The 22,639-nt window shown below is 71.3% G+C and carries 23 protein-coding genes; 18 read left to right on the top strand and 5 right to left on the bottom strand.

Annotated features, from left to right (window positions below; genetic code table 11):
• Positions 1-158: 158 nt before the first annotated feature.
• The 11 genes from NYF13_RS05385 to NYF13_RS05335 all read left to right on the top strand — a co-directional run bounded on the left by NYF13_RS05385 (position 159) and on the right by NYF13_RS05335 (position 11,327).
• Positions 159-1,823, top strand: coding sequence for a sigma-70 family RNA polymerase sigma factor (locus NYF13_RS05385; RefSeq protein WP_315654535.1), 1,665 nt, complete (start codon positions 159-161; stop codon positions 1,821-1,823).
• A 111-nt stretch (positions 1,824-1,934) separates the two neighbouring features.
• Positions 1,935-2,375: a DUF983 domain-containing protein gene (locus NYF13_RS05380; protein WP_315654534.1), complete on the top strand. Its 441-nt coding sequence runs from the start codon at positions 1,935-1,937 to the stop codon at positions 2,373-2,375.
• A 38-nt stretch (positions 2,376-2,413) separates the two neighbouring features.
• The gene (locus NYF13_RS05375; RefSeq protein ID WP_315654532.1) at positions 2,414-3,274 is read left to right on the top strand and encodes a DNA-formamidopyrimidine glycosylase family protein; all 861 of its coding nucleotides are present in this window, start codon (positions 2,414-2,416) and stop codon (positions 3,272-3,274) included.
• 158 nt (positions 3,275-3,432) lie between these two features.
• Complete coding sequence (locus tag NYF13_RS05370) at positions 3,433-4,731, top strand: histidine kinase (protein ID WP_315654531.1); 1,299 nt, start codon at positions 3,433-3,435, stop codon at positions 4,729-4,731.
• An 18-nt stretch (positions 4,732-4,749) separates the two neighbouring features.
• A complete protein-coding gene (locus NYF13_RS05365) occupies positions 4,750-5,595 on the top strand; it encodes a S49 family peptidase (RefSeq protein ID WP_315654530.1) in 846 nt (281 codons plus the stop codon).
• A 180-nt stretch (positions 5,596-5,775) separates the two neighbouring features.
• The gene (locus NYF13_RS05360) at positions 5,776-6,609 is read left to right on the top strand and encodes a LytTR family DNA-binding domain-containing protein (protein ID WP_315654529.1); all 834 of its coding nucleotides are present in this window, start codon (positions 5,776-5,778) and stop codon (positions 6,607-6,609) included.
• Positions 6,610-6,617: 8 nt separating this feature from the next.
• Positions 6,618-7,124 (top strand): hypothetical protein, encoded by a 507-nt coding sequence (locus tag NYF13_RS05355; RefSeq protein WP_315654528.1) that lies wholly within the window; start codon positions 6,618-6,620, stop codon positions 7,122-7,124.
• Between the two features lie 67 nt (positions 7,125-7,191).
• Positions 7,192-8,979, top strand: coding sequence for a cation acetate symporter (locus tag NYF13_RS05350; RefSeq protein WP_315654527.1), 1,788 nt, complete (start codon positions 7,192-7,194; stop codon positions 8,977-8,979).
• Positions 8,980-9,034: 55 nt separating this feature from the next.
• On the top strand, positions 9,035-9,355 hold the full coding sequence (locus NYF13_RS05345) for a DUF485 domain-containing protein (protein ID WP_315654526.1): 321 nt from the start codon (positions 9,035-9,037) through the stop codon (positions 9,353-9,355).
• A gap of 40 nt (positions 9,356-9,395) precedes the next feature.
• Entirely contained in the window at positions 9,396-9,755 is a 360-nt protein-coding gene (locus NYF13_RS05340; RefSeq protein WP_315654525.1) for a rhodanese-like domain-containing protein, read from the top strand.
• Between the two features lie 690 nt (positions 9,756-10,445).
• The gene (locus NYF13_RS05335) at positions 10,446-11,327 is read left to right on the top strand and encodes a DUF4328 domain-containing protein (RefSeq protein ID WP_315657209.1); all 882 of its coding nucleotides are present in this window, start codon (positions 10,446-10,448) and stop codon (positions 11,325-11,327) included.
• Here the strand turns inward: NYF13_RS05335 and NYF13_RS05330 are convergent.
• Positions 11,324-12,478, bottom strand: coding sequence for a cytochrome P450 (locus NYF13_RS05330; RefSeq protein ID WP_315654524.1), 1,155 nt, complete (start codon positions 12,476-12,478; stop codon positions 11,324-11,326). The two genes, NYF13_RS05335 and NYF13_RS05330, sit on opposite strands and share 4 nt — an antisense overlap.
• 76 nt (positions 12,479-12,554) lie before the next feature.
• Here NYF13_RS05330 and NYF13_RS05325 point away from each other — a divergent pair, with 76 nt between their 5' ends.
• From NYF13_RS05325 to NYF13_RS05310, 4 genes are all read left to right on the top strand, one after another.
• Positions 12,555-13,430: a DUF5926 family protein gene (locus tag NYF13_RS05325; RefSeq protein WP_315654523.1), complete on the top strand. Its 876-nt coding sequence runs from the start codon at positions 12,555-12,557 to the stop codon at positions 13,428-13,430.
• 377 nt (positions 13,431-13,807) lie between these two features.
• A complete protein-coding gene (locus NYF13_RS05320) occupies positions 13,808-14,161 on the top strand; it encodes a DUF952 domain-containing protein (RefSeq protein WP_315654522.1) in 354 nt (117 codons plus the stop codon).
• Between the two features lie 114 nt (positions 14,162-14,275).
• Positions 14,276-14,848, top strand: coding sequence for a SigE family RNA polymerase sigma factor (locus NYF13_RS05315; RefSeq protein ID WP_315654520.1), 573 nt, complete (start codon positions 14,276-14,278; stop codon positions 14,846-14,848).
• The gene (locus NYF13_RS05310) at positions 14,845-15,669 is read left to right on the top strand and encodes a hypothetical protein (protein ID WP_315654519.1); all 825 of its coding nucleotides are present in this window, start codon (positions 14,845-14,847) and stop codon (positions 15,667-15,669) included. The genes NYF13_RS05315 and NYF13_RS05310 overlap by 4 nt, the downstream gene beginning before the upstream one ends.
• Positions 15,670-16,008: 339 nt before the next feature.
• Here NYF13_RS05310 and NYF13_RS05305 read toward each other — a convergent pair whose 3' ends face one another.
• From NYF13_RS05305 to NYF13_RS05295, 3 genes are all read right to left on the bottom strand, one after another.
• Positions 16,009-16,560, bottom strand: coding sequence for a ferritin (locus NYF13_RS05305; protein ID WP_315654518.1), 552 nt, complete (start codon positions 16,558-16,560; stop codon positions 16,009-16,011).
• Between the two features lie 153 nt (positions 16,561-16,713).
• The gene (locus NYF13_RS05300) at positions 16,714-17,898 is read right to left on the bottom strand and encodes an arginine deiminase (protein WP_315657208.1); all 1,185 of its coding nucleotides are present in this window, start codon (positions 17,896-17,898) and stop codon (positions 16,714-16,716) included.
• A 50-nt stretch (positions 17,899-17,948) separates the two neighbouring features.
• Positions 17,949-18,773 (bottom strand): CPBP family intramembrane glutamic endopeptidase, encoded by an 825-nt coding sequence (locus tag NYF13_RS05295; RefSeq protein ID WP_315654517.1) that lies wholly within the window; start codon positions 18,771-18,773, stop codon positions 17,949-17,951.
• Positions 18,774-18,795: 22 nt separating this feature from the next.
• Here NYF13_RS05295 and NYF13_RS05290 point away from each other — a divergent pair, with 22 nt between their 5' ends.
• On the top strand, positions 18,796-19,263 hold the full coding sequence (locus NYF13_RS05290; protein WP_315654516.1) for a PPOX class F420-dependent oxidoreductase: 468 nt from the start codon (positions 18,796-18,798) through the stop codon (positions 19,261-19,263).
• Between the two features lie 415 nt (positions 19,264-19,678).
• Here the strand turns inward: NYF13_RS05290 and NYF13_RS05285 are convergent, their stop codons facing one another.
• Complete coding sequence (locus NYF13_RS05285; protein WP_315654515.1) at positions 19,679-20,479, bottom strand: DUF2470 domain-containing protein; 801 nt, start codon at positions 20,477-20,479, stop codon at positions 19,679-19,681.
• 867 nt (positions 20,480-21,346) lie between these two features.
• Here NYF13_RS05285 and NYF13_RS05280 point away from each other — a divergent pair.
• Positions 21,347-21,679 (top strand): hypothetical protein, encoded by a 333-nt coding sequence (locus NYF13_RS05280; RefSeq protein ID WP_315654514.1) that lies wholly within the window; start codon positions 21,347-21,349, stop codon positions 21,677-21,679.
• Between the two features lie 102 nt (positions 21,680-21,781).
• On the top strand, positions 21,782-22,636 hold the full coding sequence (locus NYF13_RS05275) for a hypothetical protein (protein ID WP_315657206.1): 855 nt from the start codon (positions 21,782-21,784) through the stop codon (positions 22,634-22,636).
• The last annotated feature ends 3 nt before the right edge of the window (positions 22,637-22,639 follow it).

Here is a 22,639-nt window from a genome sequence, read left to right as displayed (position 1 = left end):
CGCCACTTTCGGGGGTCCCGGCCTGCGGATTGGCGGACTCGACCCGGTGCTTCGGTGTCACATCGGGCGTACAAGGGGTGACGACGGGCTTTTCCCTCCGTATGGTGTCCCCATTCGACCGAACGGTGATTCCTTCGGGGGAGGAGGTGCCTTGCCGGATGACCGAGCTGGGCACGGCGCCGCCACCAGCGGCCTCGGAATCCGACGAACAGGCACTGTTGCAGCGGCTTCGCAGTGGCGAGGACGCTGCCTTCGGGGAGCTGTTCGAGCTGCACGCGGCCGCGGTGCGCAGACTGGCGCGGAGTCTCGCGGCCGACCGGTCCGAGGCCGAAGACATCACGGCCGAGACCTTCTTCCGGGTGCTGCAGGCCTTGCGGCGGGGCTCGGGTCCGCGCGACTACGTGCGGGCGTACCTGCTGACCGTGGCCCGGCGGGTGTCGTGGGAGTGGCACGGCGCGCGTCGTGACGTCCCGGTCACCGACGACGAGCTGACCTTCCGCGCCGGCGCGGGGGCGGACACGCCGGCGCGGACGGCGGAGCACACCCTCATCACCACGGCGTTCACCAGCCTGCCCGAGCGGTGGCGGACGGTGCTGTGGCAGACCGAGGTGGAGGGCGAGCAGCCCGCCATGGTCGCCCCGCACTTCGGCCTGAGCGCGAACGCGACGGCGGCGCTCGCCCGCCGCGCCCGGCAAGGGCTGCGGGCGGCTTACCTGCAGGCGCACCTTTCCGTGAACCAGGGGCCGGACTCCTGCCGCACCGTGGTGGAGAAGCTGGGCGGGTTCACCGCCGGCAGCGTCACCGGGGCCGAGGCCCAGCGGATCAAGGCCCATCTGCTGGGCTGCCCCTCCTGCCGGGCGACGCAGGACGAGCTGCGTGAGGTCTGTTCCTCGCTGCGTGCGCACGCCGGGGTGATCGTGCTGGCCCTGCCGGCGCTGGCCGGCGGGCTCGGCGGGGCGACCGGACTGGCCGCGACCGTGAAGAGCGTGCTGTTCGGTTCGAAGGTGAAGGTCGGTCTCGCGCTGGTCTCCGCGGCCGCGGCGGGGGTGGTCGGGGTGACTGCCGGGCCGGTGGTCTTCGGCACGCACCCGATGCAGACCGTCGGATTGGGGGGTGGTGCGCCGGAGCTGGCGCTGCAACCGCCTTCCTCCCGGGTCCAGCCGCCGCCGCAGGTCCAGCCGGGCTCGCGGATCGTCACCGGCGAGCTGCAGGGCACGGCCCGGCCGCCGCGTTCGCACACGATCGGCTACCGCGGCGGGCTCCGGACCGGGGTGGAGCTGGGCGCCAACGTCATGCCGAACCTGCCCGCCGGCACCGGTCCTTCGGTGCCCGGGCCACCTTCCTCCGAGGGCTCGGCGCGCGACGACGTCACCGGCAGCTCGCCTTCGGTCAAGGAGTCGACGCTGAGCACCCAGAACTCCACCGAACCGCGTCTGGACACGCGGACGGACCAGCCCGAGCCGGGTGACCCGGGCTGCGACGGCGACCCGAGTGATCCGGCCGACCCGACGTTCCACACCACGCTCGTGCCGACGCCTCCGGTCGACCCGACGCCGGTCGAGCCGCCGTCGGTGACGACCACGCCGACGCCCACCGGCGGCTCGACCTCCGGTACGGGTGCGGCGCCGCCGAAGTCCCCGGGATCAGGCGGCTCAGGGGGCACCGGCCGGTCCGACGAGTCCGCGCCCGGCCCGGTCACTCCGAGCCCGGCGGAGGACACTTCGGAGCCCCCGAGCTCCGGGAAGAGTTCCCAGACCTCGGGAAGCACGGACCCGCAGGGGGTCACCGGTTCGGCCGATTCCGAGTCCACCGCAACGGCCTGAGCAGGAGAAACCGGGCGAACCTCTCGCCACGCTCCGTGACCACCTCGCGCCGTGGGGTCTGGTCACGGTAGCGTTTGGCCGGAGTTCGAGCGTCGCCCGGGAGGCAACAGGATGAACCGGCTGGTGCACGGCGAGGACGGCCGTGACTGGGTGGTCCGTGCCCAGATGGAATGGCGTGCGCCGGTCACGGCGGACGATTTCGAACACGATGTCGCGGGCACCTACGGACCGGGCATCGCGATGATCGTGGTGACCGCGTTCCTCGCCGTGGTGCTCGTGGTGTGGACGCCGGAGGCGGTCCGGGTACCGGCCTGGGTGTTGCTGGCCCTGGTGCTGATCCTGCTGTTCTTCCCGCTGCGCTGGATCCTGCGGCGGCCGTGGACGGTGGTCGCCGAGACCGAGGGCGACATCACCGGTGACCGGCCGTCGGAGCGCTGGGTCGGCACGATCCGGGGCATGTTCACGGTGACCGGCGAGGTCAAGCGGATCTCGAGGACCATCCAGAAGCACTCGCTGCCGGACTTCGACGGACCGCTGCACCCGGTCGAGTAAGGCTGGCCCGAACGGCGGCCGCGGGAGAGACTGGGGTCATGCCCGAGTTGCCCGAGGTCGAAGCCCTGGCCCACCACCTGCGTGAGCACGCCGTGGGCACCACCGTGTTCCGGGTCGACGTCGCCTCGCTCAGCGTGCTGAAGACCGCGATGCCGCCGTACACCGATCTGCACGGCCGCGAGGTCACCGGCGCCACGCGGCACGGCAAGCACCTCGACCTGGTCCTCGGCGATCTGCACCTGGTGGTGCACCTGGCCCGCGCGGGCTGGTTGCGGTGGGCCGACCAGCTCGCGCCGGCGCCGTTGAAGCCGGGCAAGGGGCCGATCTCGCTGCGGGTGCACCTGGAGTCCGCGAGCGGTCCGGGCTTCGACCTCACCGAGGCCGGGACGAAGAAGGGCCTCGCCGTCTGGGTGGTGAAGGACCCGAGCGAGGTGGCGAGCGTCGCGCGCCTGGGCCCGGACGCGCTGGCGGTCGACGCGGCCGAGCTGGGCGGCCTGTTCGCGGGCAAGGGCACGCGGCTGAAGTGGGCGTTGACCGACCAGTCGCTCATCGCCGGCATCGGCAACGCCTACTCCGACGAGATCATGCACAAGGCCAAGCTCTCCCCGTACGCCACGATCGGCAAGCTCGACGAGGGCGCGCTGGAGATCCTGGCCGCCGCCATCCACGACGTCGAAAGCGACGCCGTGGAACGCTCGGTGGGCCAGAAGGCCGCCCGGCTGAAGGGCGAGAAGCGCTCCGGCCTGCGGGTGCACGCCCGCACCGGCCTGCCCTGCCCGGTCTGCGGCGACACCATCCGTGAGATCTCCTTCGCCGACAAGTCGTTCCAGTACTGCCCGACCTGCCAGACCGGCGGGAAGCCGCTGGCGGACCGGCGGATGTCGCGGCTGCTGAAGTGACCGGGCCCGGGTGACGCTCGGGGTGGAACCGGTTCGCCGCTCGGAACGATCGCGCGGACTCGGGCGGGCGCCTCGGTAGGGTTCAGCCACCCTCGGTCGCCAGACCCGGACAGAAAGTGGGGAGGCAGGCCTTGCACCCGGTCGGTCGAGCGCAGAGCATGGACGTCGTGTCCGCCTTCCCGTACGCGCAGGTCGTCCCGTGGGTCTTCGTCGGCCTGCTGGCGGTGGTGGTCCTCGTGCTGGTCTTCCGGGTGCGGCGGCCGAAGGGCGTGATCCAGGACGCCGTGCTGCAGGCCGTGCACCGGATGTCCAAGGCGACGCCGAACCTGCGCGCCGGCCTCGACGAGGAGGCCGCGGACCGGATGGCGGCGGAGCTGCTCGAGGTGCTCGACTGCCTGGCCGTCGGGATCACCGACAGCGAGGGCACGCTGCTGTCCTGGGCCGGTGAGGCCACCGAGCACTACTTCGACCTGGTCGAGGACATCGGCACCGCGCTGCGCAAGCACCGCCGCGCCGTCGCCGACCACAACAAGATGCCGTGCAACCACCGCGGCACCTGCAAGATGAAGACCGCGGCGATCGTGCCGATCCTGGTCGAGGGCGAGGCCGAGGCGACGCTGATCGTGGTCGGGCGCACCCGGGGCAAGCTGGTGCAGATGGCGGAGGCGGTCGGGCAGTTCGTCTGCACGCAGTTCGAGCTGGCCCGGCTCGAGGAGTCGCGCAACCAGTTGCAGCAGGCCGAGATCAAGGCCCTGCGGGCGCAGATCTCGCCACACTTCGTCTACAACGCGCTGAACACGATCTCCGCGCTGATCCGCACCGACCCCGAAGAGGCGCGGGAGCTGCTGCAGGACTTCGCCGACTTCACCCGCTACTCGTTCCGCACCTCCGGCATGTACACCACGCTGGCCGAGGAGCTGCGCAACATCGACCGGTACCTGACCATCGAGAACGCCCGCTTCGGCGGCCGGCTCGAGGTGCGGATGAAGATCGCGCCCGAGGTGCTCAGCGTGGTCGTGCCGTTCCTGATCATCCAGCCGCTGGTGGAGAACGCGGTGAAGCACGGGCTGGCGAGCAAGCCGAGTGGCGGCTGCGTCACCGTGATCGCGCACGACTACGGCATGGAGGCGGTGATCAGCGTCGAGGACGACGGCATCGGCATGGACCCGCGCCAGCTCACCGACCTGAAGAACGCCCACCGCACCGGCGCCCACGTCGGACTCGGCAACATCAACCAGCGCATGCGCCAGGTCTTCGGCGAGGACTACGCGCTCACCGTCGACACCGCGCTCGGCGCCGGCATGAAGGTGACGCTGCGGGTGCCGAAGTTCAAGCTCGGCGTCCGCCCGAACATGCCGGACTACTCCGCCGACGTGCCGCCGCAGGCCGACGCCGAGGACGCCGTCGAGCCCAACGGTGTGAACGGATCCCGTTCGGGCATGCTGCCCGCCCTCTGAGGTGGCTAGCCTGGCGGTATGAGCGTTACCGACAAGCTGACCTCCCGCCTGCCCGTGCTCGGCGACCGGGGTGAGCGCAAGGACGTGGTCGCCGTGGTGAAGCTGCACGGCGTGATCACGCCTTCGCCCTCGCCGCTGGCCCGTGGCTCGATCAACCTCGCCGCCGTGGAGACCGCGCTGACCAGGGCGTTCGGTTTCGACCGGCTGAAGGCGGTGGCGCTGCTGATCAACTCGCCGGGCGGCGCGCCGACGCAGTCCGGGCTGGTCGCGGAGCGGATCCGCCAGCTCGCGGACGAGAAGAACGTGCCCGTGCTCGCCTTCGCCGAAGACGTCGCGGCTTCCGGCGGCTACTGGCTGGCCTGCGCGGCCGACGAGATCTACGCGCACCGCACCTCGATGGTCGGCTCCATCGGCGTGATCAGCGGAGGCTTCGGCTTCACCGGGCTGCTGGAGCGCTTCGGCGTCGAGCGGCGGCTGCACACCGCGGGCGCGAACAAGTCGCGGCTCGACCCGTTCAGCCCGGAGAAGCCCGAGGACGTCGAGTGGCTGAAGAAGATGCACGGCCAGCTCCACGAACTGTTCGTCGAATGGGTCAAGGACCGCCGCGGCGACCGGCTGGCGGCCACCGAGGACCTGTTCACCGGCGACGTCTGGCTCGGCCGGAAGGCGCTGGACCTCGGCCTGATCGACGGGCTCGGTTCGCTGCGCCAGATCATCGGCGAGCGGTACCCGGACGCCGAGATCTCCGTGGCCGAGCCGAAGAAGCCGCTGATCGCGCGGCTCGGCATCGGGGCCCCCGCGGCCGCGAGCGCGCTGCTGGACGCCGTGACCACCAAGGCCGCCTGGTCCCGGTTCGGCCTCTGACCCCTCCGGCGAACGGGTGGGCCGAGGGCCCCGGGCGGCGGCGCGCGCCCGGGGTAGCCCGGTTGGCCCTGTGGCCGTCACGCGCGCGTGACGGCCCCTCCGGCAAATGGGGTCTTCCGTCGGCCACATCGGGGCAAGGGCCGGGACCGGGGCTGGACATTGCCCTCGGCAGTGGGCAGGATGCGTCTCACTGTGAGTGCTCACGACGACACCCGGAAGCTCATCGTCCTGGCGGTGGACGACGAGCCGAACGGGCTGGCCATGCTGACCGAACGTCTTGAGAACAACCCGTACGTCGCCCGGGTCTTCAAGGCGCTGGACGCCTCCGACGCGCTGCGCCTGTTCTCGCACGACGACCCCGAGCTGGTGGCCCGGCGGGCCCAGGGCCGCCCCACCGTCGACGCCGTGTTCGCCGACATCGACATGCCCGGGCTGTCCGGGATGGAGATGTCGCGGGTGATCACGGCGATGACCCCGTCCCCCGTGCTGGTGTTCGTCACCGGTCACGCCGAAGAGGCCGTGAACGCGTTCGACCTCGGCGCCGTCGACTACGTGCTCAAGCCGTTCCAGCAGGACCGGCTCGACCGCGCGGTCTCCCGCGTGCGCGAGAAGCTGACCGCGGCGGCCGGTCCGCCGCCGGGCCAGGGCTTCGGCGAGCCGGTGAAGAACGACGACGAGGTGATCCCGGTCGAGCTCGCGGGCACCACGAAACTGATCCCGCGCTCGTCGGTGCGCTGGGTGGAGGCGCAGGGCGACTACGCCCGGCTGTTCACCACCGAGGGCAGCCACCTGGTCCGCATCCCGCTCGCGCAGCTGGAGGAACGCTGGGAGAAGGCCGGGTTCGTCCGGATCCACCGGTCGTTCCTGGTCGCCTTGCCGCTGATCACCGAGTTGCGCATGGGCCAGGGCGGCTACCAGGTCGTGATCGGCAACGAGGAGAAGGTGCTGCCGGTCAGCCGACGCCACACCCGAGCGCTCAAGGACCGGCTGGTCGGTTCCGGCCGGGGCGGCTAGCCCCGGTCGTGGCCCAGTCGGAAGACCCCTACCACCGGCTCGCGAACGGCGTCCGCAAGCCGGACCCGACGCTGGGCCGCAAGCCCGAGGACCGCGCCGTGGTCGAGTCGGTGCCGCCCGCGGCCGAGCCGCCGCGCCCGGCCGAGCCCGCGCACAAGCGGCCGGAGCGCCAGCGGGTGGTGCTCGCCGATTCGCGTGCGTCCTCCGGCCGGATGCAGGCCCGGATGGAGCTGGAGGAGCAGACCAGCTGGGGGAAGCTGCTGGTCCGCGACCTGGTGAAGGTGCAGTTGCGGACCTCGGTGCTGCTCGGGCTGTTCGTGCTCGCGGTGTTCGGGGCGCTGCCGGTGCTGTTCTACGCACTGCCGGCGTTCGCGCGGTGCTCGGTGATCGGCATCCCGATCCCGTGGCTGGTGCTCGGCGTGCTGCCGTTCCCCTTCCTGTTCGTCGTGGGCCTCTGGTACAACCGGTTGGCCGAACGGCACGAACGCGCCTTCGTCGACATGATCGAAAACTGAGCGCGGGGACCGGAAAGCCCCGGTAGCGGGCAGGCCCGGACCACGCGCGCGTGCGAGGATTCGAGCCGTGCAGCTGAACCCGTGGGCCCTGATCGGCGTGGTGCTGGTCGCTTTGGCGACTTATCACCTCGGGCACCGCTCCTCGCGTTCGGCCACCACCACGCACGACTTCCTGGTCGCGCGCCGCACGGTGCGCTCGCGCCGCAACGCCGCCGCCATCTCGGGCGAGTACCTGTCCGCGGCCTCGTTCCTGGGCGTCGCCGGGATCGTGCTGAAGGAGGGCGTCGATGCGACCTGGTACCCGATCGGCTTCACCGCCGGGTACCTCGCGCTGATGCTGTTCGTCGCCGCGCCGCTGCGCCGCTCGGGCGCGTACACGCTGCCGGACTTCGTGGAAATGCGGCTGGGCTCGATCGGGCTGCGCCGGTTCTCCACCGCGTTCGTGGTGTTCATCGGGATCCTGTACATGGTCCCGCAGCTGCAGGGCGCCGGGCTGACCCTCGCTTCGATCCTGCCCGTGCCGATGTGGGCCGGGGCGGCACTGGTGACGGTGCTGGTCGCGGTCAACGTGATGGCGGGCGGCATGCGCGCGATCACCGTGGTGCAGGCGTTCCAGTACTGGCTCAAGCTGTTCGCCATCGCGGTGCCGACGTTCGTGCTGTGCCTGGTCTTCTTCGCCGGCGGCGGCCCGGGCGGTGTGCGCTCGCTGGGCGCGCCCGCGCCGCCGGTGTTCCCCGCGGACACCAAGGTCTCGGTGCAGACCGACGTCACGGTGAAGGTCACCACGGAGACGTACTTCTACGCCTACGGCCGCATCGACGGCGGACCGGCGGGCGGCGTGGCGCGCTGGTCGCCGTTGATCCCGCACGAGGTCTCGGCGGGCACCACGCTGGAGTTCGCGGCGGGCACCCCGGTGCCGGTGGTCAGCGACGCGCCGGCGTCGAACGCGGCCTGGCTGCACCCGGCGTCCGACGACGGCACCGGCCTGCTGCAGACGTATTCGCTGATGTTCGCGCTGTTCCTCGGCACCATGGGCCTGCCGCACGTGCTGGCCCGCTTCTACACCAACCCGGACGGCAAGGCCGCGCGCCGCACCACCGTGCACGTGCTGCTGCTGCTGGGACTGTTCTACCTGTTCCCGACGATGCTGGGCGTGCTTTCGCGGATGTACGTGCCGCAACTGCTCGTCACCGGCAACGCCGACGCGGCGGTGCTGATGCTGCCCACGGCGGTGCTGCCGGGCGTGGCCGGCCAGATCCTCGCGGCGGTGGCGGCGGCGGGCGCGTTCGCGGCGTTCCTGTCCAGCTCCTCGGGGCTGCTGGTGAGCGTGTCCGGCGTGGTCTCCACGGACCTGCTGCCCGGGCGGGTCAAGGACTTCCGGATCGGCACGGCGATCGTCGCGCTCTGCCCGCTGGGGCTGGTGTTCCTGCTGCGCACGGAGGACATCTCGCTGTCCATCGGGATGACGTTCGCGCTCGCCGCCTCGACCTTCAGCCCGCTGCTGCTGCTCGGCGTCTGGTGGCGCAAGCTCAGCTGGCCGGGCGCGCTCGCCGGGATGGTGGTCGGCGGCGGGCTGGTGCTGGCCGCGCTGGGTATCAACATCGCCAGCGAGTACACCGGCGACTGGGCGCCCTGGTACACGGTCCAACCGGCGCTGATCACCGTGCCGGCGGCTTTCCTGACCACCTACGTGGTCAGCCGGCTGACCCGCTACGGGCGCCCGGAGCTGGTCAACGACATCATGCTGCGGCTGCACGCGCCGGACCCGCTGGGGCTGATGAAGGACCGCGCCGTGGCCCGGTTCGGCCAGGCGGAGGACAAGGCGAGGGCCGCGCCCGGGCGGCACCGCAAGTAGCGATTCACCCGATGCGACCAGGCGGGAGCGGCGTCGTGGGGCGGAAAATCTCCCCATGCCGCAGGAGGAGACCGAGCCGGACTGGGAGCGGATCCAGGCCGGCCCCGAGTTCGCGCTGCTGCGCCGCCGGACGCGCGCGTTCGTGTTCCCGATGACGGCGCTGTTCCTCGGCTGGTACCTGGTGTATGTGCTGCTGGCGGCGTATGCGCACGGGTTCATGAGCGTGCGGCTGTGGGGTGAGGTGACGGTCGGGTTGGTGCTGGGGTTGCTGCAGTTCGTCTCGACGTTCCTGATCACCTGGCTGTACGTCCGCTACGCCGCCCGGAGGCTGGACCCGCTGGCCGGCCGCATCCGGGCCGACGCCGAACTGCACTGATCCGGCTCCTCACACGCGCGCAACGCCCGGACGTGGCAGCATGGAAACCGTGGTGAGCCCTGCTGAACTGCCGACCGCCGAGGTCCGCGACCTGCCCCGAGACCGCGTGGCCCTGCTCGACGTCCGCGAGGACGACGAATGGGCCGCGGGCCACGCCCCCGGGGCCAAGCACATCCCCCTCGGCGAACTGCCCGCCCGGGTCGGCGAGCTGGCCGAACTCCCGGACGACCAGCCGGTGTACGTGATCTGCCGCAGCGGCGGCCGCTCCGCCCGCGCCACCGCCTGGCTGAACGCCTCGGGCTGGGACGCGGTCAACGTCGCCGGCGGCATGGGCGCGTGGTCCACCGAGGGCCGCCCCATGACCACGGACCGGCCGGACGCGACTCCCGAAGTCCTCTGACGGATGCACCCGGGCCAGCCCCCGCAACCGAACCCGTCGCCCGCCGGCCGCCCCGGCCAGGCGCCTTCCGGGTCTGAGGCATCGGCTGGTCCTTCCTGGGGTGGTGCCGGACCTGCTGGTGGTGCCGGACCTGCTGGTGGCGCTGCCCAGTCGGGTCCACCCGGCTGGGTCCCGGGCTTCACGGCGCCGGGCCACCCGGCCACCCCCGCCACCCCGCCGGGCCAGTACCCGACGACTCTCGCCACCGCATCCGGTCACGCCCCGGAGCCTGGTCACGCCGCGTATCCCAGCCACCCCGCCGCGGTGCCGGGCTACGCCCCTCCCACCGCAGGCCCGGGTTACGCCGCGGTTCCCGGCCCACCCACCGCAGGTCCGAACCACCTCCCGGTGCCTGGCCCTCCTATCGCAGGTCCGGGCTACCCCTCGGTTTCCGGCCCTTCCGCCGCAAGACCGGACCACCCTTCGGTGCCTGGCCCCGCCAGCGTAGGCACGGGCCACCCCCCGGTGCCCGGCTCCTCCGCTCCGGTCCTCGGCTCTCCCGCCGCAGTTCCCGGCCACCGCCCGGCATCCGGCCCTCCCGCCCCGGCCGCCCAGCCGGTCCCGTTCACCTCAGACCCCCACCAGCCCGTCCACCGGGCCCCGGCCGCTCCCGGCGCCGGCCCACCTCCGGAGCGGACCCCCCGGCCCCGCCTGCGCTGGGTCGCCTCCCCACCGCCGGGTGCCTGGCCGCGCCGGAGGGCTGTGCCCGCCGAGCCGTACAGCGGGCCGCCGTCCTACCCCGTGCCCCCGCGCTGGGGCTTCCCGAACCTCGTCTGGCGCCGTCCGACGGCCGTGCCCGGGACCGCGTCCGGCGAAGTCCGGCCCATCGACCGCATCCCGGTGCTGGCGCGGAGCCTGGGCACGATCCTGTGGGTGTTCGCCGTCCTCGCCGTCGTGGCCGCGGGCTCGGAGATCTGGCGCTACGTCCTGCTGGTCCAGAGCCGCGACTCCGCGCTGAACACCTCCGTCGTCGCTTGTTCCGACGCCGTGGTCGTCACCGCGGGGCTGCTCACCACGATCCTGTCGCTGCTTCCGGCGGGCCTGTCGGTGTGGTGGCTGCTCGTCGCGCGCCACGCCGCCGCCGACGAATCCGGCGACGAACCGCCGCGGCCCGTCTGGCAGGTGCTGGTGGGAGTGCTGGTGCCGGTCGTGAACCTGCCGCTCGCGCTCTCCGTGGTCGTCGAGCTGGAGCACGCGGTGCTGCGCCGCCCCCGCGACGTCCGCCCGAAGCCTTCGCGGCTGGTGCTGGTGTGGTGGGGCGCGTGGCTGGTGAACTGGATCCTGCTCGCCGTGACCATCGTGTGGCGGCTCCGGCCGGGGGTACAGGCGATGGCCGACAGCGTGGTGCTCGTCGCGCTCACCGACCTCGCCGCCGCCGGTCTGGCCATCACCACGGGGCTGGTGATCCGCCGGTTCTCCGACCTGCTGGTGCCCATCGCGCCGGAACGCCTCCGTACCCTGCGCGTGCTCAAGGTCGACGGCGCCCCGGAGCCCGAGCTCCGCACCGCGCGCCCGGTCGGCGCGGCCCGTTAGGCGGTGACCGGCAGCGTCCGCAGCCCGCGGATGACGAATTCCGGACGGCGTTGCGGGGCCGAGGCCAGTCGCAGGCCCGGCAGCCGGGTGGTCAGCGCCGTCAGCGCGGCGGCGATCTCCACCCGGGCCAGCGGCGCGCCGACGCAGTAGTGGATGCCCAGGCCGAAGCCGAGGTGGGCGTTGGGCGTGCGGCCGATGTCCAGGACGTCCGGCTCGTCGAACACCTTCGGATCACGCGCGGCCGCGCCCAGCAGCGCGCCGATCTTCTGCCCGCGCGGGACGCGGAAACCGGCGATCTCGACGTCTTCGGTCGCGGTGCGGTCGAAGAGCTGCAGGGGCGCATCGAAGCGGATGAGCTCCTCGACGCCGGTGTCCAGCAGCGTCGGGTCGCCCAGCAGCCGCTCCCACTGCGCGCGATGGGTGAGCAGCGCTGCGACGCCGTTGCCGATCACGTTGACTGTCGCCTCGTGGCCCGCCATGAGCAGCAGGACGGCGGTGGCGACCACCTCGTCCGGGCCCAGCTCGCTGTCCAGCAGGTCCGCGACGATGCCGTGCGGCGTGCCGCGGACCACGTCGCGCAGGTACTCGACGAAGTCGGCAGCGGCCTGCTCCGCGGCGTCGCGACCGGGCTCGGGCAACCCGAACTCGTACATCTTGACGATCGCGTTGCTCCAGGACACCAGCCGTGGCCCGTCCTCGGCGGGGATGCCGAGCAGCTCCGCGATCACCGCGACCGGCAGGGGCTGGGCGAGGTGTTCGAGCAGGTCGGCCTGACCGTCGGCGGCGATCTTGCCCGCCAGTTGCTCGACCATCGCTTCGGCCACGCGCGCCACCATCGGCTGTAGCCGCTGCACGTGGCCGCGGCCGAACTCACCGGCGATCACGCGGCGCAGCCGGGTGTGGGCGGGCGGCTCGTTCTCCAGCAGGGAATTGCGGTGCAGGAGGTTGAACGAGGCGAAGCGCTCCAACGGCTGCGCGTCCGCCCAGACCCGGCCCAGTCCGCGATGCCGCAGCACGGCGGCGGACGCGGCGTGCGAGACCGCGACCGTCAGGCCGAGCCCGTCGTGCCGGTGCACCTCGCCCTCGGCACGCAGCGCGGCGAACGCGGGGTACGGGTCGGCGAGGAACGCGGGATCACGGGGGTCGAACACCCGCCGACTCTAACCCGGGCGCCTCGCCGGGCCGCCGCTTCGATAGCGTCTGACCCTGAGCTTTGAGGAGGCTGCAGTGGGCAAGGGCGCGCGTAAGAAGGGTCCGAAGCAGGACCGCGTTCCGAAGGTGCGCGACGTCTTCGTCGGGCAGCCCTTCGAAGGACTGGCCGCGGAACCGGAGCTGATCGCGCTGCGCGAGTTCGTGCCGTCGGCCACGGCGAAGCTGACGCTCGCCGACGGCGGTGACGTCACGCTCGGCACGGTGCTGCCGATGGCCGCCGCGGCGTTCGTGCGCTCCGACGGTCGGCGGTTCCTCGGCCTCCAGGTGCAGACGCGCTCGTCGGACATCAGCCGCGACCTCGGCCGTTCGCTGCGCTGGCTGCTCTCGGCCGAGCCCGGTGACGTGCTGTCCGTCCCGGACACGACGACGCCGCCCGCCCCGGACGAGCACAACCGCCTCCAGGATCTCCTCACCCCCAGCGCCGAGCTCGAGGTGACCATCCACAGCGACTTCGCGTGGTGGCTGCCGGAGGACGCGGACGCCACGGGTGACGTCGCGGCCTCCCTCGAGCGCGCGAACGCCGCCATCATGCCCACCGACCGCCTCGGCGCCGGCGCGTACTGGGTGCTCGCCGGTGAGCGGGCGCACCTGCGCTGGGTCCGCCCCGAGCCGGAGAACCGGCTGCTGCAAGCGCTTGCGCGCCTCTCTGCCGCGGGCACGCTGGGCCTCGGCGAGGGCACCCGGTACGCCGGTTCGTTCCGCGCCCACGGCCTGCTCGTCCCGGTCTGGGACCTCGACCCGGAGGCCCACGCCCGCGAGTGGAACGAGCCCAAGGAACAGCTCGGCGCCCGGCTGGACGAGTCCCTCAAGTCACTCGACGCCGAGCCGCTGGACGCCACCGAGCGCCGCGCCCGCGACGGTCTGATCGGGCGCCAGCTCACGATCCGCTGAGCACCGCGTCCGGGCCGACGATGGGCCGGTGCCGGCTCGGGTCGCGCTGACCTCGGTCGCCGTCGGGCTGCGGCAGCGACGGCCGGGGATCGGCACGTGCCGTCGAGCGCCATTTCCGCAGTGAGTTGATCGAGCTTCAGCTCGCCGTGCACCGGTGTTCGTCGCTTTCCTCCGCCGTTCGCTGCTCCGGCGGGCGGTGGAGGAGGTTTCCCCAGGCTGTGGATAGCCACTGGGCTGTGGATGGCGATCGGGTTGTGGATGGCGGTCGGGTCACCCTGTGGAAGTTCCAACCCTCGAACTTCCACACCCACACGGCCCAGTCCCGACCCCGGAATTCGCGTTCCGCCCCCGCACCCGGCGATGGCACGATCAGCGACGTGATCCTGCGCATCTGCTCCCGCGACGAGTGGTCCGCCGTGCCCGAAGGCGGCCGGTACACCGCGCCCTCGCTAGAAGCGGTGGGCTTCATCCACTGCTCCGACCTCGGTACAGTCGGCCTGCCGGCCAACGCGCTCTACCGCGGCCGCACCGACCTCCTGCTGCTGGAGGTCGACCCGGCAAAGGTCGGTGCGCCGGTCCGGTGGGAGGAGGGCGTGCCGCCGCACCCCGAAGGAATTCTGTTTCCGCACGTCTACGGCCCGATCCCGAGAAACGCCGTGGTCTCGGTAACCGATTACCCACCTGACGGGGACGGAACGCTCAAGCTGCCAGACTCGCTCGCTGTGCGCTGACTGTCGCGTCGCGAAGCGGTACCGGCGGCTGGACAACCGGTTGGGGGAGTCATGCGTGTTGGGGAAGACGAGGACTCGACATGCGACGTGGCTCTACCCGGAGGTGGCGAGACGGTGACGGCAGCGGCACCCGCCATCGCGGGGGCGGAGAAGACGCGGGCGGCCGGCCAGCTGAGACCGGCCGCCGCGCCGGTGCAGTTCGCCGACTTCGGCGCGTTCGTGCAGGCCACCCTCCCCGGGCTGCTCCGCTACGGCCACGCGCTCACCGGCAACCCGCACGACGCGGCGGATCTCGTGCAGACGGTGCTGGAGAAGATCGGCGCGCGCTGGTCGTACGTCCAGCAGAAGACGGGCGACCCGCTCGCGTACGTCCGGCGTTCGATGGCGAACGCGCACATCAGCCGCTGGCGTCGGACTCGTCGCGAGCGTCTCGTAGCCGAACTTCCGGACACCGCGCCGCACCCGGCCGCGGACCCGTTCGAGCACGAGCCGCTCTGGCAGGCGCTGCGAAATCTGCCGCCGAGGCAACGTGCGGTGATGGTGCTGCGTTACTACGAGGGGCTCTCCGAAGCGGAAATCGCCGAGGCGCTGGGCGTCAGCCAGGGCACGGTCAAGAGCCAGGCCAGCAAGGCCATCGCGTCGCTTCGGGTGAAACTCAAGCACGGAGAAGGGAGCGAAGCGGGTTGAACGAGTCCGAGGACGAGCTGGAGCAGCGGCTTCGCGCTCTGTTCGCCGATGAGCGCCTGGGCGTCGAGCCCACGGCCGACGCCGGGCCTGCCATCGTCGCGGGCGCCCGCCGACGCCGCCGGCGGCAACGCGCGCTGATGGCGTCGACCGGCGCGGTCTGCGCGCTGGGGCTGGTGATGGGCGGGCTGACGGTGTTCCACCTCCGGGCCCAGGACGGCACGTCCGAGATCGCCGCGTCCCGGCTGACCGTCGACGAGCCGCCGGTCTCGGTGCCGGAGTCCCGGCCGAGCACGCAGGTCGCCGCCGAGCCACCGTCGCCGGCCGAGTCGCCGTCGGACGAGATCCACGCGTCGACCCCGGCGCGGCCGCCGACCCGGTCCGGAACCCCGGCTTCCGCCGCCCCACCCACGAAGGTCACCACCGGCTCGCTGCTGACCTCCGACGGGCTCGGCGGCCTCAAGCTCGGGATGACCGAGACCCAGCTCGCCGACCGGGGCATCACGCTCACCAACGCGAAGCCGTCCGCCAACTGCACGTACTACGACGTCCAGGGCGCGGGCGTCCCGGCGGCGGTCGCGCTGGTCTCGCCGTCGAGCGGGGTGGTCGCGGTCAAGCCGGACGGTATCGCGCACACCCCGGAGGGCGTCGGCTCCGGCTCGTCCAAGGACGACGTGCTGGCCCGCTACCCGGGAACATCCACGCAGTCCGGCGGGTTGGTCTCTCCCGCGGGCACCGACGGCTCGTACCACTTCACCCTGAGCGACGACGGTGCCGTGGCCAGCATCGATCTCCACAGCACCACCCAGGACTGCGCCGGCTGACCCCGGCGTCGAAGACGAACCCGGGCTATCCACAGGGGGAGAGCCCGGGTTCGGCTTATCCACTTGTGGACAACTGCGGGCGGTTGTCCACAAATGGGGACAACCCGCACCCGACCATGAAGTGGATCGTCCGCAACTTGTTTAAGACGGCGCCGACTTGGGAATTTTCACGGCCCCGTTGTCTGGGGCTGAGGTCGTAGAGCATCACCCGGAGAGGGATTCAGTGTGCCCAGCGGCGCTGCCCGCATTCGGACCCACGGGGCATGGCCGCGGAAAACGCAGCAGCGCGCCGCACCCGAAACCGGGATGCGGCGCGCTGTCTGCTGCTGAGGTTCCGAACTACAGCGCGCCGCCCGCGACCGGGGGCATTCCGGAATCGACGCCGGCGTCGCCGACGGACTCGCGGTGCAGGAACTTCTCGATCTCGTACACGTCATCACCCGCGCGCCGGGCGACGGTGAGCAGCGTGGACATCTGCGAGATCTCCTCGACCTGCTCCTTGAGGAACCACTGCGTGAACTGCTCGCTGATGTAGTCCTCTTCGGCTCGCGCGGCCTTGGCCAGCGCGGAGATGTCGGCCGCGACCTCCTTCTCCTGCGCCAGCGCGAGCTCGATCAGCTCGATGGGCGCGGAGAAGTCGTTGCGGACCTCGCCGGTGCCGGGGATCTCGACGTGGTGGTCGCGGTCCACCATGTACTGGACGAGCGCCATTGCGTGGTTCCGCTCTTCGACCGACTGCTTGTAGAAGTGCTTGGCCAGCTGCGGCAGGTCCTCGTTGTCGAACCAGGCCGCGAGCGCGATGTACTGCTGGGAGGCGTTGAACTCGTTGTGGATCTGCGCCTGGAGCAGCTCGTAGAACTTCGAGCGCGGTTCCTTTTTCATGAGGGCCATGACTGAGACGGTACGACAGCTCGCCGATTTTTTCCACTTTTCCCTGGTGATCTCCACCCTATTAGGGTTACCATTCCTAAAGAAAGCCAGACTTATTTTGGTTAGCCTTCCCTTAATAAGAATGCATTGTTTAGGGAAGGCTTACTTCAGTCTTTATATCGTGTCGCGCAGCACTGGGCAGGACATGCAGCGCGGGCCGCCGCGACCGGAGCCCAGTTCGGAGCCGGCGATCGGCAGCACCTCGATCCCCGCGGCCGCCAGGCGCTCGTTCGTCTCGGCGTTGCGCTCGTAGCCGACGACCACACCGGGGGCCAGCGCGAGGGTGTTGTTGCCGTCGTCCCACTGCTCGCGTTCCGCGGTCACCGGGTCGAGCCCGGTGTCGATCACCCGCAGCCGGTCGATGCCCATCGCCTCGGCCGCCGCACTGAGGAACGGCGCGGGGCCGGACACCTTCAGGCCGCCGTCACCGGTCGGGCGCAGGGTGAACGCCTTGAGCAAGTCGCGCGCCAGCGGGTACATCACCACGGCGTCGGCCGCGACCATCGTGCACACCGTGTCCAAGTGCATCGTCGCGCGCGACTGCTCGATCGGCACGGCCAGCACGGTGTGCACGAGGCCGTCCGCGAACACCGACCGCGCGAGCGATTCCGCGCCCGCGGCGGTCGTCCGCTCGCCGACGCCGATGGCGAGCACGCCCGGGGCCAGCAGCATCACGTCGCCACCCTCGATGGGGGCCGAATGCGCGCCGTACGCGCGGGCCGCGTGGCGGAAGCGCGGGTGGTAGGCGTAGACGAGGTCGAACACGGCCGTTTCGCGGCGTCGCGCCGGCATGGTCAGCGAGGAGATCGCCACGCGGTCGCCGATCCACGCCGAAGAGTCACGGGTGAACAGCAGGTTCGGCAGCGGGTCGACCGCGAAATCGTGCGGGTCGTGCATCATCCGGACCAGCGACGCGCCCTCGGCGGAGGGCAGCTCCTCGAACGTCATGCCGGCCATCAGCACCTCGGCGAGCGTGCCCGCGTCAACGCCCGACAGGTGCGACCGGACGGAGTCCGCGAGGTCGACGCCCAACCGGCGATCATCCACAGCCGCGTGCACACCCGCCGCGTGCGCGCGCTGGTCCTCCAGCGCCGTACGCAGCGTGTCGGCGAGAAGCAGCACTTCGACCCCACGGCCCCGCAGCACCTCCGCGAACGCGTCGTGCTCCTGCTGGGCGCGGGACACCCAGGGGATGGAGTCGAAGAGGAGCTGGTCGTTGTTGCGGGGAGTGAGCCGCTTGAGCTCGTTTCCCGGCCGGTGCAGCAGCACCGCGCGCAGCGGCCCGACCTCGCTGTCCACCCTGGGTGGCGCCGTTTCGTCGATCACCAGCCGAGCCTAATGAGCGCGGCTCAGGGGAGCCAGGAGATGTGGCCCTTCAACAGCGAATATCCGATAAAAGACACCACGTCGAAGAGCGTGTGCGCGGCGACCAGCGGCCAGAGCCGGTTCGTCTTCTGCCACACGCGGCCGAACACCAGCCCCATGACCAGGTTCCCGACGAACCCGCCGAAGCCCTGGTACAGGTGGTACGAACCGCGCAGCACGGCGGCGCCGAACAGGGAGGCGTTCTCGCGAACCCCGAGCTGGCGCAGCCGCGTCAGCAGGTAGCCGATCACGAGCACCTCCTCGGCGAACGCGTTGCCGAACGCGGAAAGCGTCAGCGCGATCGGGCGCCACCAGGTGTCGCCCAAAGTGGACGGTTGCACCGCCAGGCTGAACCCCAGGTGGTAGGAGAGGAAGTACAGGCCCAGCCCGGGGATCCCGATCACCGCGGCGATCCCCAGCGTCACGAGCGCGTCGAAGCCGGGCGAGCGCCGGTCCAGGCCGAGGGCGCGGACCTTGATCCCGGCGCGCCACAGCAGGTAGAGGCCGAGCCCGCCCCAGCCGACGAGCTGCAGGGCGCTCAGCAACTGCTGGAGCAGGTCCAGCAGGCTGGCAGCGGCCTGCGGGACGTTGAGCTGCGCCCGCTGCTGGGCCAGGGGTACGGGGCGCAGCAGGGAGTCCACAAGGGACAGCAGACTGCGGGCGCCGGACAGGCCCAGGGTGATGCCGAAGACGAGCACCAGCTCGAACTTGACCGCGCGGCGCTCTTTCGGGTCCGCGATCGGCTCCGGGAACGCCGGCGCCGCGGGCCGCAGCCAGGATCGCAGGACCGATCGCTCTGTGGTGCTCATGCACGCACGCTACCTTCGGGGTATGCCGAGGACTATCGCCACCAACACCAAGGTCGACCGCGACGCGCTGGTCGAGTTCCTGAAGACCCGCCACCACGCGATCCTGAGCACCCGCCGCTCCGACGGGAGCCCCCAGCTCTCTCCGCTGACCTGCGGCGTCGACGACCGGGGCCGGCTCGTGATCGCGACCTACCCGAAGCGAGCGAAGGTGGCCAACATCCGCCGCGAGCCCCAGGTCTCCCTCTGCGTGCTCTCCGACGACTGGAACGGCCCCTGGGTCCAGCTCGACGGCACCGCCGAGGTGATCGACCTGCCCGACGCCGTCGAGCCGCTGGTGGACTACTTCCGCAGCATCTCGGGCGAGCACCCGGACTGGGACGAGTACCGCGAGGCCATGCGCAAACAGGGCAAGAGCCTCATCCGGGTGACCATCGACCGGTGGGGCCCCATCGCGACGGGCGGCTTCCCCCCGGAGCTGGCCGAAGACTGAGCTGGCTGATCACGCGCCCGTCCGACCGCCAATTTTAGATTCTGGCTATCCCCAAGTGGACAACTTGCGCTGGCAATTCGTCCCCAGGTGGACAGATCTGCTGACGAGACTATCCCCAGGTGGATGGCTTGCTCACCGAGGTGCCCCCAGGTGGACAACCTTGCGCCTTGAGTCATCCCCAAGTGGATAACTCGCACCACCGGGATCGTTCACCGGTGGATAACCCGGCCCAGGCGTGAAGTAGTCCACAAGTAGTCCACCTGTGGACTACTTGTGTCATCGAATGGTCCATAAGTGAATGATCGGGCACTCGAAGGTGCACATGTGGACAATATGCAAACTGAAATCTTCCCGAGGTGGACAATTTGCGCTTTCCGGGGTCACCCACGCGTGGGTGACCCCGGACGGGCGGCGATCAGTCGGCGCGCTGCTGCTGGCGCAGGAACGGGCAGCCGACCAGGCGGCGGAGTTCGGCGGCCAGTTGCGGTGGGCTGTCGACGGACTTGGAGAAGGCCAGCCGCACGTCGTGGTCGCCGGTGTCGGACTCGACGCGCAGGCGCAGGCCGAACCGGTCCAGTCCGAGCGGGCGGATGTGGCCGCCGCGCAGAGTGGCCGGCAGGTGCTGGGCGAGCTGGTCGACGACGTCGGAGTGGTCGCTCTCCAGGTGGCGCAGCCACTCGGCCTCGTAATCGTGGAACGGGTCCGGCGGAGCGGCGCTGAACATGTGCGGCCGCAGCGAATGCGTGCCCTCCGCGTCGGCCAGCACCAATGAGGCCGGTGTGAGCCGTAGCAGCGTCATGCCGTGACCGACGTCGAGCAACCGGTGATCCGGCCGCTGCTCGGCGATCGAGACGGCGCGGGCGCGCGCCGAAACCGCCGTCAGCGGCCGGATCCACCCGGTTATCCACAGCAGTCCGCGGATGGGTTCCCGCAGGTCCACCGGGGCGTGGTCGGCGAGCTCGACCATGACGGCGAGCTCGCCGCGCTGGGCCTGCCGGGACGAGCGCACCATGGGGTGCTCGTCCGGCAGGAGAATGCTGACGCTGCCGCTGTGGTGCACGTGGTGCAGCACGGGGACAACGCGTTCGGCCTCGCAGTCGGCGCGGTGCTGGGTCGGCATGATGGTCGCCGGCCCGTTCCGCGTCGCGATCGTCTTGGCCCGTTCCGCGGGATTGGGCGCGGGCGGGCGGCGGACGGATGTCGGAGCCTCGGTCACGGGGTCACCTCCTACTTAGGTGAGCCTAACCTGAATTTGATCGCGTTGGGAAGGGGTGCGCGCCAACGCCACCCTCTCGTCGGTTGAATGCCGGTTAACCTGCGCCAACGCCCAAGGGGGAGCCGTGAGGCCGAAATCGGAACGTGTGCACGCCTGGGAGCCCGATCCGGGGGTGCCGGCCGGAGAGCTACCAGTGCTCGGCGAGTTCCTGAGGGGGTTCCCCGGGCACGCGATCGGATGGACGGCCTGCGCGGTGGCGCTTACGCTCGGCGGGATCGCGCTGTTCTGCACCGGTATCGGCATCGCCGTGCCGATCCTGACGGTCGCCGTCCTGGGCGCTTGGCTGGCGCTCTGCGTGAACAACGTCCTGGCCTCGCTGTGGATGAGACCGTTCGCCCGGGCGCGGTTCGAGCTGGTCGAATGCGCTCCGGACGCCGTGGTCGGCGCCGGGGAGAAGCTCGGCGTACGGCTGCCCGACGGCCGGTGGCTCCGGACCAGACTCTCCGAGGAGATGCGGGTGCAGCTCGTCGGGCAGCGTCGGCTGTGGCTGCTGCGCCTCGGGGACCGCGCTGCGGTGACGGTGCCGGGCGTTCCGCTCCTGCGGTCGGGACGGATCCGGAACGGGCCCGTCCCCGGTGCGCAGGTGATCCGGTTCCAGCCCACTTCGAGGGAGCAGCTTCGCTCCGCCGCGCCGGACGAGCCGACTCCGCCGAGGTTCGACCCAGTGCTGACGGCCCACCGGCGCGACGAAGGACGCCGAACGGCGCGGCTCGCCTGGGCGCTGCCGGTCGTCATGGTCGGCGTGGGCTGGTCCGGCGTGGACCTCTCCCTCGCCCTCGGCACCCACTCGCCGCCATCCTGGCCGCAGTGGTCCTCATCGGTCTCGCCCTGTCCGCGATACCGATCGTCGGCTCCGCCATCCTGCTGCGCCGCCCGTCGGCGCACGGCACCTGGACCGAGCTGGAGGTGGTCCTCGACGGGCCGGTCCACGTCCGCGGGGCCAAGGCGCGATTCCGCGGCCGCACCGCGTTGCCGGATGGCCGGGCCGTCGAGGTCCGCGGGCGCCGCGTCACCCTGGCGGTGGCCGCCAATGTCGCCGCCACCGGACAGCTGTGGCTGGCCGGACCTCCCCGACCGGGCAAACCGACAGCGGTCGGCCTGCCCGGGCACGCGGTGTACGGCAGCGTGCGGCTGGGCTGATGCTCCGGAAGCGCCCGGCTGAAGCCCCGAAAATCCGTCCGCAAAACGAACGATTTTGTCCTTTGAACGAACGCCACTAGCGTGTCAGTCGTGTCAAGCGCTGTGGAACTCACGCCCCCCGGCCCCCGTGGAATTCCTCCCCTGTTCGCGCGGCTAGTCGACGACTCGGCGCTCTTCCCGCCCGCCAGCGCCGCCATGCCCGAAGCCCTCCGTGCGCACTTCGCGTCGCGGACCGGTGAACACGCTGGTGTACTGGGAGTTTTCCTCTGTCAGGCCTCGCGCCTGCCGGAGCTGATCACCGAGCTGATCAAGATCAAGCCGAAGGAGCCGCTGCCCCTGTCGTTGATCATCGACACCGGGCTCGGCGGCGTCCCGAAGGTTCTCTCGATCGTCGAATCGCGCGACGAGCTGCTGTCGCTGCGGATGGTGGAGATGCCCGCGCCTTCGGACGTCGACGAGGTGTGGCTGGAGCGGGTCTCCGAGTTCGTGCCCGAGGACGTGATCCGCGTCGTCGAGCCGCGGCGCGGGGTCGGCTGGCTCGACGGCGTGCGCAAGGTGATCGAGCACGGCAGCTGGCCCAAGATCCGCTGCGGCGGCCAGGCGGGCGAGAACTTCCCGAGCGTCGACGAGGTCGCGGACTTCCTGTCCGTGGTCAGCGGCTCGCCCGGCGCGTCGTTCAAGGCCACCAACAGCCTGCACCGCGCGGTCCGGCACACCGACGCCGACAGCGGTTTCACCCACCACGGCTTCCTGAACCTGATCGTCGCGTCCGCGCGCTGCCTCTCCGGCGGCGACGTGCGCGCGGCGCTGGAGTCGACGGACGGGCAGGCGCTGGCCGACGAGGCCCGTGGGCTTTCCCGGCCGGCAGCGAAGGCCGTGCGAGAGCTCTTCGCGTCCTACGCGGCGGCTTCGTTCGACGAGCCGGTCGCCGATCTGGGCGAACTCGAACTGCTGTGACCT

Origin of the sequence: Amycolatopsis sp. PS_44_ISF1, from assembly GCF_032335455.1 — a bacterium.
Taxonomy (GTDB): Bacteria; Actinomycetota; Actinomycetes; order Mycobacteriales; family Pseudonocardiaceae; genus Amycolatopsis.
This window is presented reverse-complemented; position numbering and strand designations above follow the sequence as displayed.

Coding starts and splice junctions, on each gene's coding strand:
- NYF13_RS05385 (WP_315654535.1), top strand. CDS start 159: ATGACCGAGCTGGGCACGGCGCCGCCACCAGCGGCCTCGGAATCCGAC.
- NYF13_RS05380 (WP_315654534.1), top strand. CDS start 1,935: ATGAACCGGCTGGTGCACGGCGAGGACGGCCGTGACTGGGTGGTCCGT.
- NYF13_RS05375 (WP_315654532.1), top strand. CDS start 2,414: ATGCCCGAGTTGCCCGAGGTCGAAGCCCTGGCCCACCACCTGCGTGAG.
- NYF13_RS05370 (WP_315654531.1), top strand. CDS start 3,433: ATGGACGTCGTGTCCGCCTTCCCGTACGCGCAGGTCGTCCCGTGGGTC.
- NYF13_RS05365 (WP_315654530.1), top strand. CDS start 4,750: ATGAGCGTTACCGACAAGCTGACCTCCCGCCTGCCCGTGCTCGGCGAC.
- NYF13_RS05360 (WP_315654529.1), top strand. CDS start 5,776: ATGCGTCTCACTGTGAGTGCTCACGACGACACCCGGAAGCTCATCGTC.
- NYF13_RS05345 (WP_315654526.1), top strand. CDS start 9,035: ATGCCGCAGGAGGAGACCGAGCCGGACTGGGAGCGGATCCAGGCCGGC.
- NYF13_RS05340 (WP_315654525.1), top strand. CDS start 9,396: ATGGAAACCGTGGTGAGCCCTGCTGAACTGCCGACCGCCGAGGTCCGC.
- NYF13_RS05305 (WP_315654518.1), bottom strand. CDS start 16,560: ATGGCCCTCATGAAAAAGGAACCGCGCTCGAAGTTCTACGAGCTGCTC.
- NYF13_RS05295 (WP_315654517.1), bottom strand. CDS start 18,773: ATGAGCACCACAGAGCGATCGGTCCTGCGATCCTGGCTGCGGCCCGCG.
- NYF13_RS05290 (WP_315654516.1), top strand. CDS start 18,796: ATGCCGAGGACTATCGCCACCAACACCAAGGTCGACCGCGACGCGCTG.